Annotated in this window: 18 protein-coding genes; 11 read left to right on the forward strand and 7 right to left on the reverse strand. The window is 41.5% G+C overall.

Annotated elements, in window-relative coordinates:
• Positions 1 to 78: 78 nt before the first annotated feature.
• Complete coding sequence (gcvT, locus tag GJV22_RS13055) at positions 79 to 1164, reverse strand: glycine cleavage system aminomethyltransferase GcvT (RefSeq protein ID WP_163714130.1); 1086 nt, start codon at positions 1162 to 1164, stop codon at positions 79 to 81.
• Positions 1165 to 1330: 166 nt separating this feature from the next.
• On the opposite strand from gcvT, the gene GJV22_RS13060 reads away from it, so the two are divergent.
• The gene (locus tag GJV22_RS13060; RefSeq protein ID WP_163714134.1) at positions 1331 to 1699 is read left to right on the forward strand and encodes an Hpt domain-containing protein; all 369 of its coding nucleotides are present in this window, start codon (positions 1331 to 1333) and stop codon (positions 1697 to 1699) included.
• 82 nt (positions 1700 to 1781) lie between these two features.
• On the opposite strand, the gene clpB is transcribed toward GJV22_RS13060, so the two are convergent.
• Positions 1782 to 4373: an ATP-dependent chaperone ClpB gene (gene clpB / locus GJV22_RS13065; protein ID WP_317168702.1), complete on the reverse strand. Its 2592-nt coding sequence runs from the start codon at positions 4371 to 4373 to the stop codon at positions 1782 to 1784.
• A 1639-nt stretch (positions 4374 to 6012) separates the two neighbouring features.
• Here clpB and ppdK point away from each other — a divergent pair.
• The gene (gene ppdK, locus GJV22_RS13070; protein ID WP_205461862.1) at positions 6013 to 8721 is read left to right on the forward strand and encodes a pyruvate, phosphate dikinase; all 2709 of its coding nucleotides are present in this window, start codon (positions 6013 to 6015) and stop codon (positions 8719 to 8721) included.
• Between the two features lie 107 nt (positions 8722 to 8828).
• Here the strand turns inward: ppdK and GJV22_RS13075 are convergent, their stop codons facing one another.
• Positions 8829 to 9254, reverse strand: a complete 426-nt coding sequence (locus GJV22_RS13075) for an OsmC family protein (protein ID WP_163714138.1) — start codon at positions 9252 to 9254, stop codon at positions 8829 to 8831.
• 269 nt (positions 9255 to 9523) lie between these two features.
• Positions 9524 to 10114 carry a hypothetical protein gene (locus GJV22_RS13080; protein WP_163714141.1) on the reverse strand — a complete coding sequence of 197 codons (591 nt, stop codon included), beginning with the start codon at positions 10112 to 10114 and terminating at the stop codon, positions 9524 to 9526.
• 198 nt (positions 10115 to 10312) lie between these two features.
• Here GJV22_RS13080 and ruvX point away from each other — a divergent pair, with 198 nt between their 5' ends.
• The 5 genes from ruvX (at position 10313) to GJV22_RS13105 (ending at position 16339) form a co-directional block, all read left to right on the forward strand.
• Complete coding sequence (gene ruvX, locus GJV22_RS13085; protein ID WP_163714143.1) at positions 10313 to 10732, forward strand: Holliday junction resolvase RuvX; 420 nt, start codon at positions 10313 to 10315, stop codon at positions 10730 to 10732.
• Positions 10732 to 11295: a peptide deformylase gene (def, locus tag GJV22_RS13090; RefSeq protein ID WP_163714146.1), complete on the forward strand. Its 564-nt coding sequence runs from the start codon at positions 10732 to 10734 to the stop codon at positions 11293 to 11295. Before ruvX ends, def begins: the two co-directional genes overlap by 1 nt.
• Before the next feature lie 122 nt (positions 11296 to 11417).
• Positions 11418 to 13349: a ComEC/Rec2 family competence protein gene (locus GJV22_RS13095; protein ID WP_163714149.1), complete on the forward strand. Its 1932-nt coding sequence runs from the start codon at positions 11418 to 11420 to the stop codon at positions 13347 to 13349.
• Between the two features lie 184 nt (positions 13350 to 13533).
• Positions 13534 to 14868, forward strand: a complete 1335-nt coding sequence (gene trkA, locus GJV22_RS13100) for a Trk system potassium transporter TrkA (RefSeq protein ID WP_163714152.1) — start codon at positions 13534 to 13536, stop codon at positions 14866 to 14868.
• A gap of 85 nt (positions 14869 to 14953) precedes the next feature.
• Positions 14954 to 16339: a TrkH family potassium uptake protein gene (locus GJV22_RS13105; RefSeq protein ID WP_238480331.1), complete on the forward strand. Its 1386-nt coding sequence runs from the start codon at positions 14954 to 14956 to the stop codon at positions 16337 to 16339.
• 19 nt (positions 16340 to 16358) lie between these two features.
• Here the strand turns inward: GJV22_RS13105 and GJV22_RS13110 are convergent, their stop codons facing one another.
• Positions 16359 to 16973, reverse strand: coding sequence for an L-threonylcarbamoyladenylate synthase (locus tag GJV22_RS13110; RefSeq protein WP_163714157.1), 615 nt, complete (start codon positions 16971 to 16973; stop codon positions 16359 to 16361).
• A gap of 86 nt (positions 16974 to 17059) precedes the next feature.
• On the opposite strand from GJV22_RS13110, the gene mnmD reads away from it, so the two are divergent.
• The 4 genes from mnmD to GJV22_RS13130 all read left to right on the forward strand — a co-directional run bounded on the left by mnmD (position 17060) and on the right by GJV22_RS13130 (position 19563).
• Positions 17060 to 17719 (forward strand): tRNA (5-methylaminomethyl-2-thiouridine)(34)-methyltransferase MnmD, encoded by a 660-nt coding sequence (mnmD, locus tag GJV22_RS13115; RefSeq protein WP_205461863.1) that lies wholly within the window; start codon positions 17060 to 17062, stop codon positions 17717 to 17719.
• 57 nt (positions 17720 to 17776) lie between these two features.
• Positions 17777 to 18388, forward strand: coding sequence for an FKBP-type peptidyl-prolyl cis-trans isomerase (locus GJV22_RS13120; protein WP_205461864.1), 612 nt, complete (start codon positions 17777 to 17779; stop codon positions 18386 to 18388).
• Between the two features lie 19 nt (positions 18389 to 18407).
• Positions 18408 to 19106: an FKBP-type peptidyl-prolyl cis-trans isomerase gene (locus GJV22_RS13125; protein ID WP_163714160.1), complete on the forward strand. Its 699-nt coding sequence runs from the start codon at positions 18408 to 18410 to the stop codon at positions 19104 to 19106.
• A 103-nt stretch (positions 19107 to 19209) separates the two neighbouring features.
• Positions 19210 to 19563, forward strand: a complete 354-nt coding sequence (locus GJV22_RS13130) for a DUF3127 domain-containing protein (protein ID WP_163714163.1) — start codon at positions 19210 to 19212, stop codon at positions 19561 to 19563.
• A gap of 54 nt (positions 19564 to 19617) precedes the next feature.
• Here GJV22_RS13130 and GJV22_RS13135 read toward each other — a convergent pair whose 3' ends face one another.
• Together GJV22_RS13135 and GJV22_RS13140 are read right to left on the reverse strand one after the other, a co-directional pair.
• Positions 19618 to 20031, reverse strand: a complete 414-nt coding sequence (locus tag GJV22_RS13135) for a hypothetical protein (RefSeq protein WP_163714165.1) — start codon at positions 20029 to 20031, stop codon at positions 19618 to 19620.
• A gap of 12 nt (positions 20032 to 20043) precedes the next feature.
• Positions 20044 to 20619, reverse strand: coding sequence for an RNA polymerase sigma factor (locus tag GJV22_RS13140; RefSeq protein WP_205461865.1), 576 nt, complete (start codon positions 20617 to 20619; stop codon positions 20044 to 20046).
• Between the last annotated feature and the right edge of the window lie 69 nt (positions 20620 to 20688).

Here is a 20688-nt window from a genome sequence, read left to right on the forward strand (position 1 = left end):
AAGTCGAGAGATAAAAAAACCCGTCAATCTAAATTGACGGGAGAAGGTTAACTATAGTTGTAAGTCTGCCCTTTCCGACTAATTCAGAAAAGGAACCTTTACAATTTTCGCTTTCAGTAATTTGTTTCGGACACCCAGGTAAACTTCTGTTCCGATTGCTGAATATTCGGTAGCAATATATCCCATCCCAATCCCCTTATTCAACAATGGAGACTGTGTTCCTGAGGTCACTTCACCTACTCTGTTCCCGCCTTCGTCAAACAGCTCATAGCCATGACGAGGGATACCGCGATCAATCATTTCGAAGCCTCTCAATTTTCGGCTCACGCCTTCCGTTTTTTGAACTTCAAACAAATCTTTATTGATGAATTTATTGCGTTCGTTGAATTTTGTAATCCACCCCAAACCAGCTTCGATCGGCGATGTGCTATCATCAATATCATTTCCGTACAGACAATACCCCATCTCGAGACGCAACGTATCGCGAGCACCCAATCCAATGGGCTGAATGCCAAATTCGGCACCGGCCTCAAAAATGGCCTTATAAATCGTCTCGGCATGTTCGTTATAGAAGTATAACTCATATCCCCCTGCACCGGTATAACCGGTTGCTGAAATGATCACATCCGGAACGCCGGCAAACTCCGCTGTCGAGAACGTATAATATTTCAAATCGTCCAATTTTACAGCTGTCAACTTTTGCAGAACAGCAGTTGCATTGGGTCCCTGAATTGCCAATTGGCTAATCGCGTCGGAAGCATTTTCAAGTTCTGCTCCAAACTTGTTTTGCGAAACGACCCAGTTCCAATCTTTTTCGATATTGGCCGCATTAACAACAAGCAGATATTTTTCGGGTTCGTAATAATAAACCAACAAATCGTCGACAATACCACCTTTGCCGTTGGGGAAACATGAATATTGCGCCTGTCCGGTTTTTAAAACGCTTACATCGTTTGTGGTAATATGCTGAACCAAATCAGCAGCTTTCGGACCTTTCACCCAAAACTCGCCCATGTGCGATACATCAAAAACGCCAACATTGTTGCGTACTGCCAAATGCTCCGTTTTAATTCCGGCAAATTCAACAGGCATTTCATAGCCTGCAAATTCAACCATTTTACCTCCTGCGTCTTTGTGAATTTGGTTAAATGCTGTTCTTTTCATATGCAATTTTTTGGGTTGGTAAATCTAGATGTTACAAACTCACTAATTTATGAAATATATCAGTAATCGATTCACAAAGAAATTTAATTCGCAGGCCGGGAAGATGCTTTTAAATAAAAAATTTTTTACTATCATTGTTCTGCAGAATGCCAATTAACTATACGCGATGAATGATCAAAAGGTGACCAGTTTAGCCTATCTGGATGAGGTGACTGGTGGTGATCCGGAAATTACAAAAGAATTCATTGAGATGTTTTTCGAACAAATCATCGAATTCAAAACCGGTCTAAGGGACTATTTTGCTGCAAAGCAATACAAAGAGTTGGGTGAGCTCGCTCACAAAGCTAAATCGTCAGTCATGACCTTTGGGATGAATGATCTGGGGATTCATTTGAAACAGCTGCAGCTAAAAACGCAGAAGCTGGAAGAAATTGAAACTTACGAAGATCATATCGTCGAGTTCGAGACCTTAATTGATCAGGCACAAATCGAATTGACCAACATTTTAAACGAAATAGAAAAAGAGACATCTTAGATGTCTCTTTCTTTTTTGCAAATCATTCTGCTCTTTTATCATTGTCCCAGCCCCTGCGTTAATTAACGACTACGATGCATCTTTACAGGGCTTTAAAAGTTAAGTCGTCGCCTTCCAAGTCAATTAAAATGGACTGATCTGTTGTAATCTTTCCGGTCAAAATTTCTTTCGACAATTCATTTAATACATACTTCTGCAATAACCGATTCACAGGTCGCGCTCCAAACTGCGGATCGTAACCAACAGTTGCCAGCCACTGCACTGCAGCATCAGAAATGCTGATATGAATATTTTGATTGCCTAATCGCTTTGTGATGCGGCTAAATTGAATCCGGACAATTCCTTTCATATCTTCTCGTCCAAGCGGAGTAAACATGATCGTTTCATCAATCCGGTTCAAAAACTCAGGCCGAATTGTTTTACGCAACAAATTAAGCACCGCTGATCGCGTTTGCTCAAATACTTCATCCCGGTTGCGATCATTCAGCCGTTCGAAACCTTCCTGAATCAAATGCGATCCCAGGTTTGAAGTCATGATAATGATGGTATTCTTAAAATTGACCAGCCGCCCCTTATTGTCTGTCAAACGGCCATCATCCAACACCTGCAGTAACACGTTAAATATATCCGGGTGTGCTTTTTCAATTTCATCGAACAAGACAACCGAATACGGTTTTCGACGCACCGCTTCACTTAATTGTCCGCCTTCATCGTATCCTACATACCCCGGAGGCGAACCAATCAGCCGGGTTACCGAGAATTTTTCCTGGTATTCCGACATATCAATGCGGGTCATCATATTTTCATCGTCAAACAAGTATTCTGCCAAAGCTTTCGCCAACTCGGTTTTTCCCACACCCGTTGTTCCCAGAAAAATAAAGGAGCCAATAGGTCTTTTTTCATCCTGCAAACCGGCACGGCTCCGACGAACTGCATCAGCTACTGCCTGAATTGCTTCATCTTGCCCAACGACTCTTTTATGGAGTTCCTCTTCCAGGTGAAGCAATTTGTCGCGTTCGCTTTTCAACATTTTACTCACCGGTATTCCGGTCCATCGAGCAACAACGTCTGCAATATCTTCCGAGTCAACTTCCTCCTTTATTAGCGAGTCGCCCTGAATTTCCCGCAATTCCTTTTGTAAACGCTCAATTGCCGCTTCGGCCTCCTTCATCTTACCGTAGCGGATTTCAGCAACTTTCCCGTAATCGCCGGAACGTTCGGCCTGCTCGGCTTCGAACTTCAAACTTTCGATGTTCGTTTTATTCTGCTGAATTCCGTCAATCACCGACTTTTCCATTTCCCACTGAGCACGGTATCGGAATTGATCTTCTTTCAGGTTGGCAATCTCTTCATTCAACGATCCCAATTTAGTCTCGTCCTTCTCCCGTTTAATCGCTTCACGCTCAATCTCCAGCTGCTTGATTTTGCGTTCAATCTCATCCAGTTCCTCGGGAACCGAGTCCATTTCCAAACGTAGCTTTGCAGCAGCCTCATCCATCAGGTCAATGGCCTTATCCGGTAGAAACCGATCGGAAATGTAACGTTGCGACAATTCAACAGCTGCAATAATCGCATTATCCTTTATCCGCACTTTATGGTGTGACTCGTAGCGTTCTTTTAGTCCTCTCAAAATTGAAATGGCACTCAATGTATCGGGTTCATTCACCATGACAACTTGGAAACGGCGTTCAAGTGCTTTATCCTTTTCAAAATATTTTTGGTATTCATCCAACGTGGTTGCACCAATAGCACGCAATTCTCCACGAGCTAAAGCAGGTTTCAATATATTGGCTGCATCCATTGCTCCTTCGCTCTTTCCTGCTCCAACCAGCGTATGAATCTCGTCAATAAAGAGAATCACTTCTCCATCTGACTTAATTACTTCATTGACGACTGCTTTCAGGCGTTCCTCGAACTCACCTTTATACTTAGCGCCGGCAATTAATGCTCCCATGTCCAGCGAAAAAAGCTGCTTCGATTTCAGATTTTCAGGTACATCACCCCGAACAATCCGATGGGCCAAACCTTCGGCAATAGCCGTTTTACCGGTTCCGGGTTCTCCGATCAAAACCGGATTATTTTTCGTCCTGCGGGACAAAATCTGCAATATGCGGCGGATTTCATCATCACGACCAATAACCGGATCTAGTTTGCCACTGCGCGCACGTTCATTCAAATTAATGGCAAAACGGCTCAACGAATTAAATTGATCTTCGGCAGTTTGACTTTCAACCTTAGCCCCTTTGCGCAATTCTTGTATCGCTGCATCCAACTCTTTTCTATTGATCCCGCTATCTTTCATTAAGCTGGCAATCGTATCGCCACCATCCATCAAGCCTAATAGAATATGTTCAACCGAAACGAATTGGTCGCCCATCTTTCTTGAATAATCCAGCGACTTTTGCAACACTTTATTGGTAGGCGAAGACAAATATTGTTCTCCCCCACTTACCTTGGGATAGGCTTCAACGATACGATCTAAAGTTTGCTGAAAAACCGAGACGTTAACACCCAGTTTCTTCAATAAAAAACCAGTCACATTCTCTGCTGCATGTAATAACCCTTTTAAAATATGCCCTGTTTCGACAGCCTGCTGATGGTTGGCCTGAGCAACCTCGAAAGCATGCTGCAACGCTTCCTGCGACTTAATTGTAAAATTATTAAAATTCATCATTTTCTCCTTTCTTCTGTAAAATCAAACTGATCAGATTTCTTTATACCATTAAATCTCACTGGATCACTAAGTCAAAAGAAAAGCCAAATGAGAAAATAAAGTTATGATAAGACAAATTGTCTTATTTGAAGAGGAAGATCCTGAAATATAGTCGGAAAACAGCAAACGACCAGCGAACTTTTGTCAGCTATGAGCCTAAAAAAAAAGGATGGCTCTCCATCCTTTTCTAACTTTAACCAAACCTATCTCTATGAAAAAAAACTAATTATTCTGCTTATTATCTGATACAAAGATACGGGCACTTTCGGTTAACAGATGACAAGCAACGTTAACAAAAGTTATTCATGAAATACAAGATCGAATGATAAAGAACCGGAGAGTGAGTAGAAGCTTTTTCATAGGGCACAAAAAAAAAAGGATGGTGATCCATCCTTTTCTAACTTAACCAAACCTATCTCTATGAAAAAATTATGCTTATTACTTTGCTTCAACGTCTGACACAAAGATACAGCAGCTTTCAGTTAACAGATGACAAGCAACGTTAATAAAAGTTATTTGTGAACTAACAGGTCGACTGATTGGTATCCGAGGTCTGAATGAGGGCTTTTCAATAGGGCACAAAAAAAGGATGGTGATCCATCCTTTTCTAACTTAACCAAACTTATCTCTATGAAAAAATCTTACTTACTACTTTGCCTTAATGTCTGATACAAAGATACGGTCACTTTCGGTTAACAGATGACAAGCAACGTTAACAAAAGTTATTTGTGAACTACCAGGTTGACTGATTGGTATCTGGGGGATGAATGAGAACTTTTCCATAGGGCACAAAAAAAAGGATGGTGATCCATCCTTTTTCTAACTTAACCAAACCTATCTCTATGAAAAAATTATGCTTATTACTTTGCTTTAATGTCTGATACGAAGATACGGAAGCTTTCAGTTAACAGATGACAAGCAACGTTAACAAAAGTTAATAACCTGACTTCAACCGAAATAAGCCTGCCACACACCTGGGGGAAACTTGGAACGTCAGTATTGATCTGAACATCCTCTTAACCGATGAGATTCCAGATCATAATTCGATCGGATTTTCAAGCTGCGGTCACTAATAAAAAAAGAAGGATGCTGCTCACCCTTCTTTCAAATTAATCCTACATCTTATGAAAAAATAACTCTTACTTGTGTCTCTTATTACTGATACAAATATACCGCAGCTTACTGTTAATAAGCACCAAGCAAGGTTAACAAAGCTTAAATATCAGATTCAATTACAAATCCGTGTGGCTTACGATAACACAACTTCGTTACCGGCGATCGAATAACATATTTCAGGAAAACAGTTCTGGGAAGAATAAACAACGATAAGCTGACAATCTTTTCTTGTTAACAAGGAACAATCCCCGGGAATAGAAACCTGCTTACGATTTTCAACATACCAACCGAAAAGTAAAGATATAAAAAGGTTCTCAAGTTGTAAACATATTAAAAAACATATATTATAACCACTTCAAAATCAATAGCTGTAAAACACCTTTTGAGTGGTCGCTGATCCTTCAAATTTTAAAAAATTACGGTTACATTAGTGACTCAAAAAAATAACTTTACTTAATAATCCAATCAACCAAAAACTAAAATTATGGCAAAATACGTTTATACATTTGGAAACGGAAAAGCCGAAGGAAAGGCAGACATGAAAAATCTGCTTGGAGGTAAAGGCGCGAATCTCGCGGAAATGAATTTAATCGGTGTCCCGGTTCCTCCGGGTTTTACAATCACGACAGAAGTTTGTACCATCTACAACGAACAAGGCAAAGATGCTGCAGTCGCGGCCATTAAGCCAGAAGTGGAAAAAGCAGTGGCTCTTGTTGAAGAATTGACAGGAACTAAGTTTGGCGATAAAACCAACCCATGTTTGGTATCTGTGCGTTCGGGTGCCCGTGTTTCAATGCCGGGTATGATGGATACGGTTTTAAACCTTGGCCTCAATGATTTGGCTGTTGAAGGAATTTCCCTCAAATCAGGGAACGAACGCTTTGCGTGGGATTCGTACCGTCGCTTTGTACAAATGTATGGCGATGTTGTTTTGGGCATGAAACCAGAAAGCAAAGAAGATATTGATCCTTTTGAAGCCATCATGGAAAGTTTGAAGGAAGAAAATGGAATTGAATTAGATACTGATTTTTCAACCGACGATCTAAAAAAGCTGGTTGTTCAGTTTAAAGAAGCGGTTTTAAAAGTGACCGGAAAAAGCTTCCCCGATGATCCTTGGGAACAATTATGGGGAGCCGTTTGTGCAGTTTTTGACAGCTGGATGAACGACCGGGCCATCTATTACCGCAAAATAAACGGCATTCCTGCTGAATGGGGAACGGCTGTCAACGTTCAGGCTATGGTTTTTGGCAATATGGGTGAAACCTCGGCAACGGGCGTCGCCTTTTCACGCGATGCAGGAACCGGAGAAGATATTTTCAATGGAGAATACCTGATTAATGCACAGGGAGAAGATGTTGTGGCCGGTATCCGTACCCCGCAACAAATAACACTGGAAGGCAGTAAGCGCTGGGCCGAGTTGGCAGGAGTAGATGAAGATCTGCGAAAATCACACTTCCCCTCACTGGAAGAAACCATGCCCAAAATTTATGCTGAATTGAATTCAGTTCAGGAAAAACTCGAAGACCACTATAAAGACATGCAAGATCTGGAGTTCACCATTCAGGATGGTAAACTTTGGTTACTCCAAACCCGAAACGGGAAAAGAACCGGGGCTGCGATGGTCAAAATCGCTGTTGACATGTTGGAGCAAGGAATCATTGATAAAAAAACAGCTCTTTTACGAATTGAGCCCAATAAGCTGGATGAACTTCTTCACCCGGTATTCGACTTGGAAGCTATGAAAAGAGCAGTTGTTTTGGCTAAAGGTTTGCCGGCATCACCAGGTGCCGCAACCGGGCAAATTGTATTTTTTGCCGATGAAGCCGACAAATTTAAATCCTCCGTTCTCGTACGTATCGAAACATCTCCTGAAGATTTGGAAGGGATGAATATTGCTCGTGGCATTCTGACCGCACGTGGTGGAATGACTTCTCACGCGGCTGTTGTTGCCAGGGGAATGGGGAAATGTTGTGTTTCCGGTGCCGGAACTGTCCGCATTGACTACCGCGCCCGTACCATGACTGTAGCAGGAAAAGTACTACAAGAAGGTGACTGGATTTCATTAAACGGGTCGACAGGAGAAGTATGTGAAGGTAAAGTAGACACGAAAAATCCCGATATCGGAGGTGATTTCGCAAAAATAATGGACTTAGCCGACGAGTTTACCCGGATGAGCGTTCGCACCAATGCCGACACACCCCACGATGCCCAGGTCGCTCGTGGGTTCGGTGCCAAAGGTATCGGACTCTGCCGCACCGAGCACATGTTCTTCGAAGGAGAACGGATCAAAGCGATGCGCGAGATGATTTTGGCCGAAACAATTGAGGAACGTGAAAAATCATTGGCTAAGTTGCTGCCTTATCAGCGAAGTGACTTTGAAGGCATTTTTGAGGCAATGGCTGGATACGGAGTTACCGTTCGATTACTTGACCCGCCTTTGCACGAATTTGTTCCTCATAATAAGTCGGCCCAGGAAGAATTGGCCAACGATATGGGTATAACGATGGATGCCATTCTTTCCAAAATTGAAGATTTAGCCGAGTTCAACCCTATGCTGGGCCATCGTGGATGCCGTTTGGGAATCACTTATCCGGAAATTACTGCCATGCAGGCACGGGCTATAATTGAAGCTGCATTGAATTTGAAAGCAAAAGGCATTGACGCTCGTCCTGAAATTATGATTCCACTGGTAGGAACCATCGCGGAATTGAAAAATCAGGCTACTGTAATTCGGGATACAGCCGAAGAAGTATTCTCGGAAAAAGGTGACCGTATTGACTTCTTGCTGGGAACAATGATTGAAATTCCGAGAGCCGCATTAACAGCCGATCTAATAGCGGAAGAAGCAGACTTCTTCTCCTTCGGAACGAATGACCTAACCCAGATGACATTTGGTTATTCCCGCGACGATGCCGGTAAATTTTTACCCATCTATTTAGACAAAGGTATTTTGAAAAACGATCCGTTCCAGGTACTGGATCAAACCGGAGTTGGTCAGCTTGTTAAAATGGGCGTTGAAAAAGGCCGTTCAAACAAACCAAAATTAAAAGTTGGTATTTGTGGAGAACACGGTGGCGAACCAAGTTCAGTCATGTTCTGCGATAGTGTTGGTCTGGACTATGTAAGTTGTTCACCATACCGGGTACCGATTGCACGGGTAGCTGCTGCTCTGGCAAATCTTACGAAAAGTTAGTTGATATTTTAATAGTAAATTTCAAAAGCCGCTCCGGATTTCCGAAGCGGCTTTTCTTATGCAAAATATTTTTACCGTGTAATGAAAGATAAAATTAGCAATGCGCTTTAAACCAATTTTGCTTCCATTGTAATTTCTATCGCAGCGAGTGCCTGTGAAACCGGGCATCCTGCTTTTGCTCCTTCCGCCAATTCCTGAAATTTTTCCGCTGAGATATTAGGGACAATAGCTTCTACGATTAAGTGACTACCGGTTATTTTAAATCCTCCACCAACTAAATCGAGCTTAACTTTCGCTACTGTTTCCACCTTTTCGGGCACAAATCCAGCTTCACTCAACATATTCGAGAAAGCCATCGAAAAACATCCGGCATGTGCAGCACCAATTAACATTTCCGGGTTAGCTCCTTCTCCGTCTGCAAATCGAGATGTAAAACTAAATGGGAAAGTCGTCGAACTTTTTTCAAATCCCATTTCTCCCTTTCCGTCTTTCAAATTTCCATTCCAAATAGCTTGTGCTTGATTAATCTTCATGACATTTATTTTTTTAATATTTGTCACTAAAGGTACAAGCTGAATAGCAAGAATCAAAGCAGTTACCCCCAAAACGCTATAATAATTACAGATTAATTTCTAACAAAAATAATTTCGTTTTTGACAACGCGGAACAGGTGTCGTCCTTCAACCTCGTAATTCGATTACATCTGCTAATTTGTATCGCAGTCGGAAATATGTATTAAAAAAAACCGGCAAGTGAATAAATCAACTTACCGGTGCATATATTCAATCCTTAACTAACGACACTACAAGTGGACAGAAAAGTTAAAGCTTACTTGTGGCGCAATTCGATACCCTGCTGAACAACTTTCAAAGAAAACATCGCCAACCCTGAAGTATACATTTCCTCCGTAGTGAACCCGCTCGTAACGTCCGGGCAATGTTGCAAAAACATATCCTCCCGGCTCTTCAACACGAACATAGCCCACGCTTGGATAATACCGGTAATAGTGTCCTGAATGACAATAGAAAGTTCCCTGGGCATGACTCAACTTTGTGGGAGATGAATAAAAGTTTTTATAAACGTGTCCATATTGAGGATGATTATAGGCATACCGCTCATTATTGTTATATCTTGGAGATGAGTATTCTTTTGCCGGTTTATGCTTATGGTTATTCTGATAGGCATAGTCATGCTCTTGCGTTCTACGCTGACTGTGACTATTCCCATGCACCGTTGCCTGACGACTGTTGTTGAATTTCTTTTGGTTGTATTTGTACTCTTTTTTATTTTCCTTTTTTTTTGACTCTCCTCGCTGAGCAGACGCACTTAAATTGACAAGCAAGAATCCCAAAAGAAGAGCAGTTGCTACGTGGTATTTAATATTTGCTTTCATGACTTCCAATTTTTAGTTAAACAATAATTGTTTGTTTTTCTTTTACAGGCACCAGTTGCAGAAAACTAATCAAAGTATATGCCAAAAATAAAATCAACTAAATATCAACCAGTTAAACACCCGCTTATTTGCCATATTTTTCCGATTCTACTTCGATTATGCAAATAGAATATTATTTTTGCAGCAAAATTGAAACTAGTGGGACGTATTTTAGCGATTGATTACGGGAAGAAGCGTGTTGGGTTAGCAGTAACTGATCCATTACAGTTAATAGCCAGCAAGCTGACAACTGTCCGAAGCCACGACATTTTTGAGTATTTGAAAGAATACTTTCAAAAAGAAACAGTGGAAAAGGTGATTATTGGTTACCCCCTTCAAATGAACAATGAAGCATCGGAAGCCGTTTTGTATATCAATCCGTTTTTAAAACGTTTTCAGAAGTTATACCCTGAAATGCCCATTGAGCAGGTTGACGAACGTTTCACCTCCAGAATGGCTTTTCAAACCATGATTGATGCAGGCTTAAAAAAGAAGGACAGACAAAATAAGGCAACGATTGATGCGGTTAGCGCGACCATTATTCTTCAATCGTATTTAGAACAAAAAAAATTCAGATAATGATTTACCCGATTACTGTTTACGGCGAACCTTTATTGAGAAAGGTTGCCAAACCTATTGAAAAAGATTATCCCAAACTGGACCAATTAGTAAAAGATATGTTCGAAACAATGTATCATTCTGATGGTGTTGGACTAGCCGCACCTCAAATCGGGTTATCTGTCCGGATGTTTGTGATCGATGCCTCAGCGGCAGCGGAAGAAGAACCGGAATTGGATGGCTTTAAAAAGGCATTTATAAACCCGGAGATTCTTGAGCTAAAAGGCGACGAATGGGTCATGAACGAAGGATGCCTGAGCTTACCTGAAATCAGAGAAGATGTAGCACGGCCCGAATTCGTAAAAATTAAATATCTCGATGAAAACCTTGACGAGCAAATTGAAGAATACGGTGGTTTCGCTGCTCGCGTTATCCAACACGAATACGATCACCTGGAAGGAAAATTATTAATCGATTATTTAAGCCCGCTCAAAAAGCGAATGCTGAAAAGCAGGCTGACAAACATTAGCAAGGGCAAAGTGAAAACAAGCTACCGGATCATCATTCCCGGAACTAAAAAATAGTCCTTCGTGATAAATACCTGAGGGTTCGCCACGAGAATAGGGCCCTTCATGAAAAAGGTTTGCAATCCATTGGATTGCAAACCTTTTTAGCTGTAAATTACATTCTATTTATATTTTTCACAGTGGCATTTTTCTCGAATAACCCTTTTGTCAAAATATTGGGATTCTGGATTGCAGGTTTACTGCTCGCCAAATATTGTCCCCTATTTTTACTCGCTTTCGTCATCTGGATGATTGCCGGCCTAATTTGGCATCGCAAATTATACCGCAACAAAAGGTATCCTTTCGATCTGGTTTCCTCATCCTTGCTGGTTACCGTTGTTCTACTGCTGTCTGCAATAAATTACAAGATTCAGCATCCGCTAATCCCCCTTCCACCAATAAAGGAAACACGATTTCTTGCCACTCTGATGGAAAAACCAGCAGAGAAAACAAATAGCTATCAATTGCAATTGCTTATAAATGCAGAAGAAAGCAATAAATTAAATGGCCAGTCCATACTTTGCTGGGCCCCAAAAACCGAAGAAATCAGCCAAATGAATACTGGCGATCAGTTGCTCTGCCAGGCTAAAATCAATCGTATCGAAAACAGAGGGAATCCGTTTGAATTTGACTACAAATCATTCCTGGCACAACAGGGCATTTACTTTAGCTGCTACCTCAATGCTCAAAAGATAAAACCAGTTGCTAAAAGTTCTTTTAGGTTGAAATTGTGGGCCGAGCAATTTAGGGAAAAGCTTCTTAATCCGCTTCGTACGAAACTAAAAAGACCGGAGAACTTTCAGGTTATCTCTGCCTTGTGCCTTGGATACCGAAAAGAACTTCAACCTGAGACCAGGGATTATTTCAGTCGAACCGGAGCTATGCATGTCTTGGCAGTAAGCGGTCTGCACGTCGGGTTAATTTTTCTTTTTCTTCTTCGTATCTTTTCATTTCTAAACCGAAGAAAAAAGGGGAAATGGCTGAGATTTATCCTGATTGCCGCCGCACTTTGGTTTTATGCGTTGTTAACCGGTTTATCACCATCTGTACAACGAGCCACGATCATGTTTACATTTCTCCTTCTGGCTGAAACAAAGAATCGAACAAACTCAATTTACAATTCCATTGCTGCTTCTGCTTTCGCATTGCTACTTATACATCCGGATATCCTTTTTGCGGTGGGCTTTCAATTGTCATACGCTGCTGTTCTGAGTATTGTCTATTTCTATCCATTGCTGGAAAAGGTGATCCCGATTAAAAACAAATGGCTAAAAAAGCCGTGGCAATTGCTGTGCGTTTCCATTGCAGCCCAAATCGGGACATTTCCGCTCAGCATTTACTATTTCCATCAGTTTCCGGTCTATTTCTGGCTCAGCAATTTTGTAGTCATTCCTGCTGCTTTCCTGATACTGGCAGGTACTTTCTTGTTTTTCGCATCCACGCCCGTCAGCCCGGTTCAGGAGTTTCTTGCATCTTTGCTCGATACATTAAATTCATTGGTACTTTTACTTCTAAAACGAATTAGTGAACTACCGGGGGCCGTCATCGCTAACATTCCGATTTCAGGCTGGCAACTACTTTTTTTGTTTGGAATGATCCTCTTTACAATATTGTTTATCATCTTCCGGAGAGCCCGGTATTTGCAATACAGTCTGATCTGCTTGTTGTTTTTTCAGCTCCTCGGTATAACTGAGAAATGGAATCTATTAAATCAACAACGCATTATTTCTTATAATGGGCAGCCTAAAACATACCATTTCATCAACGGAAGAGACAATTACATACTTTGTGCTGACACCAGTAAATTGTCTCCCTTTGTTTATTCTAACGTTGTGATGAAACTTCAACTAAAACAGCCTAAAACTTACCTTCTCGAAAGTCATTTGAAAATTCATGAAAGATCGTTCCTTTTCGATCGTGACATATGTCAATTCGGCAACCAGGCTTACCTCTTAACCGGCCTTAACAAAAACTTAAAATCTTCATCATTGATCCCAATATCTGATCGACTGCCAAACCTAAATGAGTTGAAACCAGCTTATTTCCACAACCAGAACGCCAGCCAACACTGATAAGTCATTCCAATTTGATCTAGCGTCCCCATCAACTACGCATAAGATAATACCTAAAATCAATTCGCAAACAGAGCGAAACGGCAACTGCAGATCTCCAAAAACTATTCAGCATGCATGGATATTGTGGATTTTATATGTTACTTTGCTTGGCTATAATTAACGAAGTACTCAAAATTACTCAATGAAAGTTGTTATCGTTGGAGCGGGAGAAGTAGGGACTCATCTTGCCAAGATGTTGAGCCGGGAAGATCATGACATCGTATTGATGGATGATGATACCGAAAAGCTAAATAAATTATCGAGCCAGGTTGACCTGCTCACGATCACCGGATATGCCAATTCGTTTAAAGATCTTAAAGACGCTGGTGTCGCAAAATCTGATTTGCTGATTGCAGTAACACCATACGAAGAACGCAATATTATGGCTTGTGTAATGGCCAAAGATATGGGCGTTGCCAGAACAGTTGCCCGCATCAATAATGGCGAATACCTGGAAGAAAAATATAAAGAGAAACTTCGCAATCTTGGTGTTGACGAATTAATTTACCCTGAAAGCCTGGCCGGGAAAGAAATTGCTTCATCTGTAAAACAGGTGGGTACACGCCAGCTCATTGAGTTCTCCGGAGGCAAGCTGATTTTGATGGGTATTAAAATCCGCGAGAACGCGCCCGTCTTGAATAAATCATTCGAAGAGCTTTCATATATAGAATCAGAGATACGGGCTGTTGCTATTAATCGGGAGAACAAAACAATTATCCCTCACGGCCGCGATTATGTACGTAGCGGAGATATCATTTTCTTCATCACAACACGGGCATACATGAACAAGGTGTTTGAACTTACCGGTAAGGAAATTTTCCCGGTTCGTAACATCATGATCCTCGGAGGTAGCCGTATCGCACAAAAAACAGTTGAACGCCTTGGCGATCATTACAATATCAAAATCATCGAATCCGATCGGGTACGTAGCCAGCAAGTAGCTGACCGCTTTGAAAACGTACTCGTTATTAACGGGGATGGTCGAAACCTGGACCTTCTGAAAGAAGAACGAATTGAACGGATGGATGCTTTCATTGCTGTTACCGGTAATTCGGAGACCAATATATTATCCTGCCACATGGCTAAAAAGCTAGGTATTAAACGTACCGTAGCCGAAGTTGAAAACATTGACTTCATGGGAATTGCTGAGAGCATGGACATTGGTAGTTTGATCAACAAAAAATTGATTGCTGCTAGCTACATATACAAATACACGCTAGGTGCCCAGGTTGCTCAGGCTAAATGCCTCACTGCATCGGACGCTGAAGTTTTCGAGTTAATCGCTTCCGAAGGTTCCAAGATTACGCAAACACCTATTAAAGATATTGGTTTCCCTGAAGATGCCACATTAGGAGGTATTGTTCGCGGACAAATGGCTTTTGTTGCTAAAGGAGAGACAATCGTTCAAGCTGGCGATAAAGTAGTGGTTTTTGCATTGCCATCTGCCATCCGGAAACTCGACAAATTCTTCAAATAATCACCTCAAAGGATTTCTGCATATGCTAAACTTCAGAGCAATTATAAAGATTCTAGGGTTTTTATTGATAGTTGAAGGTGTCTTTATGTTGATTTCCATGCTGGTCGCTCTGCTATACAGTGGCCCGGATGTAAAGCCTCTATTGCACGCATCACTAATTACAATAGGAACAGGCGGAATCACTGTTGCGACCATGTTTAATGCAGAAAAGAAAATCAATAGAAACGACGGATTCATTATTGTTAGCCTCGTTTGGATTGTTTTTTCCTTTTTCGGAAGTCTTCCCTATTTACTCAGCCATTCTATTCCAAACTTAACGGATGCCTTTTTCGAAACCATGTCCGGTTTCACAACAACCGGATCATCGATTTTGAATGATATTGAAGCTTTACCGCATGGTATCTTATTTTGGCGAAGCCTGACCCAGTGGTTAGGTGGTATGGGAATCATCGTTCTGTCGCTCGCTATTTTACCTGTATTCGGAATTGGGGGAATGCAGCTCTTTGCAGCTGAAGTTCCCGGGCCTGTTCCCGATAAACTGAATCCTCGGATTCAACAAACAGCCAAAAACCTTTGGGCTATTTATGTGGCCTTCACTTTGGTTGAGGCGCTTTTGCTTTGGGGTGGTGGCATGACTTTTTTTGATGCAGTAAACCATTCGTTTACAACCATGGCGACAGGCGGATATTCAACTAAGCAAGCTTCAATTGCCTATTGGAATTCACCCTTTATCCAGTATGTGATTATATTCTTCATGTTCATCGCCGGTACAAACTTCACACTGACCTACAGTGCATTAACCGGTAAGTTTGATAAGATGTATAAAAATGAAGAATTCAAATATTACTTCCTTTTTGTAGTCATTTTTACCGCGATCATCTTTTCCGGACTTTTGTTGACAACCCAATTAGGATACGAGCAAGCTTTTCGCGACACGCTGTTTCAGGTCGTTTCAATTATTACAACAACCGGCTTTGCAACAGCCGACTACCTGACCTGGACACCATTTTTGATGGTCCTGATTTTCACCTTATTTTTCTTTGGTGGTAGTGCCGGTTCGACCGGTGGCGGAATTAAGATCATGCGTATCGTGCTGTTATTGAAAAACAGCTACTACGAGCTTCGTCGCCTCTTGCACCCCAATGCCATCATCCCCGTGCGATTCAACAAACGATCTGTATCGGAACAAATCATTACCAACGTACTGGCGTTCTTTATGATCTACCTGATGATCTTTTTTGTGAGCACAGTCTTGTTTACCTTGATTGAACCCGATCTGAATTCATCAATGGGAGCAGTAGCAACATGTTTGGGAAATATCGGCCCCGGATTAGGAAATTACGGTCCTGCAGAAAATTTCTACCAGGTTCAACCTGCCGGTAAGTGGTTTCTTTCTTTTCTGATGTTATTGGGACGTCTGGAACTTTTCACCGTATTGGTTTTGTTCTCGCCCGCTTTTTGGAAGAAATAATTGAAGCCCTAATCAAATACTAAATTTCAACCTGACCTTTTCCCTGGCGGGTTATTTCCGGATAATCATCGGTGCAATCAACAACCGTTGATGGAATATTTCCGCCGTATCCGCCATCAATCACCAAATCAACCAAGTCACCAAATTTCTCGTGAATCAGTTCCGGGTCAGTTGTATATTCAATAATTTCATCATCATCCTTTACCGAAGCCGAAAGGATCGGATTACCAAGTTCCTTCACGATTTCGAGAATAATTGAATTGTCGGGAACACGTATCCCTATTGTCTTTTTCTTTCCTTTAAAATATTTGGGAACATTGTTATTGGCATCCAAAATAAATGTAAAAGGCCCGGGCAAACAGCGTTTAATCAACTTAAAAATGTGGTTTGGAAGAGGTTTGGCGTAAGTAGAAAGATGTCCCAAATCGCTGCAGATAAATGAAAAGTTAGACTTCTCAACTTCCACATTTTTGATCCTTGCCACTCTTTCTACTGCTTTCGCCTGTGTTATGTCGCAGCCAACGCCATAAATCGTATCAGTTGGATAAATTATGACGCCTCCTCCCCGGAGGATCTCGACCACTTTAAGAATCTCTCTTTCATTCGGATTCTCTTCATATATTTTGACAAGCATGACAAGCAGATTTTAATGTTTAAATGTAACATAAATTTGTGGAGCCCTCAAATAAAATCACGAAATTCGCGGCTCTATCAATAGTTATGGAACGAAAGATAATTTTAACATCCGACGGCTCTCATACTTTGTTTGTCCCGGAACTGGAAGAGCATTTTCACTCTGTTCACGGGGCAATCCAGGAATCGATGCACGTCTTCATCACAAACGGTTTGCTGAACACAAGCAAGCCCGATATTTGCATCTTCGAAGTTGGATTCGGAACGGGCTTGAACGCATTACTAACATTAGCCAACAAAGGAGCAAAATCGGTTCGGTACTTTAGTATCGAGAAATACCCGTTGCTGCCATCAGAATTTGAACAGCTGAACTTTGCCAAATTGTTATCCGGTGAACTGCAGGGACAGTTTCAACTCATGCATCAATGCGAGTGGAATAGCCCACATATCATCACTCCCGGATTTGAGTTGACCAAGCTTGAAGCAGATTTAACAAATTTTAGCTTTCAGGATTTTCCGGACTTCGACTTAATCTATTTTGATGCTTTTGCTCCCAATAAACAGGGGGATATGTGGGCCGAAGACATATTCCGGAACCTCTCAGACCATACGAATCCACGGGGGATTTTCGTAACCTACTGTGCACAAGGGGAGGTCAGAAGAAAACTAATACGCAGTGGTTTCGAGATGCAGCGAATTCCCGGACCACCCGGAAAAAAACAAATGTTATACGGAGAGAAAGCATGAACGATTGAGTCAATTTCAAAATTTCCTCTATCTTCGTAACTCATAAAAAATTAGGATATGTCAGATCAAAAAGGAAACAATCGTTTGGAAGATTTTAGTTATGCACTTGGATTGAGCATCGCCGGAAATCTGATCCAATCGGGTGTAAAAACAGTTGATCCGGTAAATTTCATGAGTGCCATTGAAGATGCTTTTACCGGAAAACAACCGAAATTAAGTGTAGACCAGGCCAATAAAATTCTACAGGAATTTATGGCAGATCAACAAAGTGGTGATGGTGCCACCAACCTGGAAGAAGGCGTAAAATTTTTAGCCGAAAACCTGAAAGACCCCAAAGTAGTAGAAACAGCCAGTGGCTTACAATATACAGTTTTGGTTGAAGGAGATGGTGAAAAACCGTCACCAACTGACGAAGTTCGCTGCCACTATCACGGCACATTGATTGACGGTTCTGTATTCGACAGCTCTGTACAACGTGGCGAGCCTGCAACATTCCCGGTTAACGGAGTAATCCAGGGATGGGTTGAAGCGCTTCAAATGATGTCTGTTGGTTCAAAATGGAGATTGTTCATTCCCTCAGACCTGGCTTATGGAGAACGCGGAGCAGGTGGTTCAATCGGACCAAACACAACACTTATTTTTGATGTGGAATTATTGGAAATTGTCTAATATAATTTAATCGAGAAAAATGAATATTAAACCTGTTCTTGTAGCAGTAGCAGCTGTAACTGTATTTGCAGCGTGCCAACCAAGTGGTCGTTCTACTGCCAAATTAACGAATGCAACTGACTCAACCAGCTATGCATTGGGTGTTTTGATCGGAGATAATCAAAAGCAAAACATTGATCAAACTCCGGGAGCAAAAGACCTGAATATGGATATTCTGGTAGCTGCTTTCGAAAAGCAAATTAAAGGTGAGGAGCCTTCAATTTCATCAGAAGACGCCCGCAAAATTGTTCAGGAATACTTCCAGGGAATGGCAGCTCGCGAAGCTGACGAAAACACTAAAAAAGGTGAAGAATTCCTGGCAGCTAATAAAGAAAAATCAGGTGTTGTAACGACTGAAAGTGGTCTTCAATACGAGATTTTGACTGAAGGAACAGGCCCAAAACCAACTGCTGATCAAAAAGTGAAATGCCACTATACCGGTACACTGCTTGACGGAAAAGTTTTCGACAGTTCTGTTGAACGTGGTGAGCCAGCTGAGTTCCCTGTTAGCGGTGTGATCCCCGGTTGGGTTGAAGCATTGCAACTGATGCCTGTTGGGTCAAAATGGAAATTGTACATCCCAGGTCAATTAGCTTATGGACAACGCGGTGCAGGTGCTGATATCGGCCCGAATGAAACTTTGATTTTTGAAGTTGAGTTACTCGAAATCGTCGATTAATTCAAACTCTTAATAACTTTTTAAAATCCCCCGAAAATTAATTTTCGGGGGTATTTTTTTATCCGTACTTTTGACTTTCAATCGACAATTTTGAACAAGACATATGGAAATTAAAGGAAAAATCAACCAGCTTTTACCTGTTGCTTCAGGGGTTAGTAAAGCGGGAAACGAATGGAAGAAACAAGAATTCGTTATAGAAACTCAGGATCAATATCCGAAACAAATTTGCTTCACCGTTTTCGGTGATAAATTAAGCCTGATTGAAGGCCTTCAGCCCGGAATGGATGTCAACGTATTTTTTGATGTAGAAAGCCGGGAATTCAATGGTCGCTGGTACCACAACATAAACGCCTGGAAAGTGGAAACAGCCAGTGCCGATAACGGATCTGCTCCTCCACCCTTCACTCCCGGTGATATTCCACCAGAACCTGCTGAAGGTGATGATTTACCATTTTAAAGAAAATATACGATTTATAAAAAGAGCGGAACCTTTTGGGATTCCGCTCTTCTTTTATGCTTTTGCTGTTTTTCGCTGATTTTGAATAAATCGATCCAGAACCAATAAGAGGACGATTGCTAAAAGCGCAAAAATAAAGATCGACGGAATTTGATCAAGCCAACCTACAAGGCTCCGGCTCACATGATCCAGCAAGCCAGAGTCAGCTTGGGAAACTTTGGAAAACCATTGAGCGACCGGATTGCTGCCACTACTTCCGCTTCCGGCGTTAAGCGAAGCATACAATATAAACCCGCCAAACAAAGCGCCAAAAATCGTCAGGAACCATCTCCCAAAAATGGGTTTATACTCCGCTACAATCTCCGTTTGATGAATTTCATCCATCACCCGTTTGGTAAAATCTATCGGCGCACGTTGTGGCCGGTAATTTTGCATTAATTCTCTGAATTGTTGGTCATTTGTATCCATGATCTTTCCTTTTTAAACTGTACTAAAAATCCCCTCCTGCCAAGTTTGGTACAATAGCTCGTACATCTTTTTTCGTGCGCGATGAATCTTTACTTTAACATTGCTTTCACTCAAACCGGTAATCTGGCTGATTTCTTCCACCTTTTGATCTTCATAATAATACAAGGTGATTAAGATCTGTTCCAACTCCGGAAGCTTAGCTATCGCTTCATTTAGCTTCTTTTCAACAAAGACTTTATCCATCTCTGCCAATTGGTTGTTCAGCCAAATCTCATCCCGATCGCTTAGCTGCTGCTCGTCCATCGACCTGACTTCCAGTTTTCGCCTACGCAGCAAACTGATACACCCATTATAAGTAATGCTGTAGAGCCAGGTTGAGAATTTCGCTTTCTTTTTATACGAGTTCAAAGAACGATAGGCCTTTACAAAGCTATCCTGAGCCATTTCCTCAGCATCCTCTTCATTACGAAGCATTTTCAGTGCCAGGCCATAAACCATATCCTGGTAGTGTTCCACCAGGTATGAGAAAGATGCCGTATCTCCCTCCAACACTTTAGCAATGTAATAATGATCATCCATTTTGCTCATACATGCAATATGACGTCCGTATCCCGGCTTGGTTACAAAAAAGAATAAAAAATAATTTCGCAAATGCAG

The organism is Mangrovibacterium lignilyticum (genome assembly GCF_010882175.1).
GTDB classification, from domain to species: domain Bacteria; phylum Bacteroidota; class Bacteroidia; order Bacteroidales; family Prolixibacteraceae; genus Mangrovibacterium; species Mangrovibacterium lignilyticum.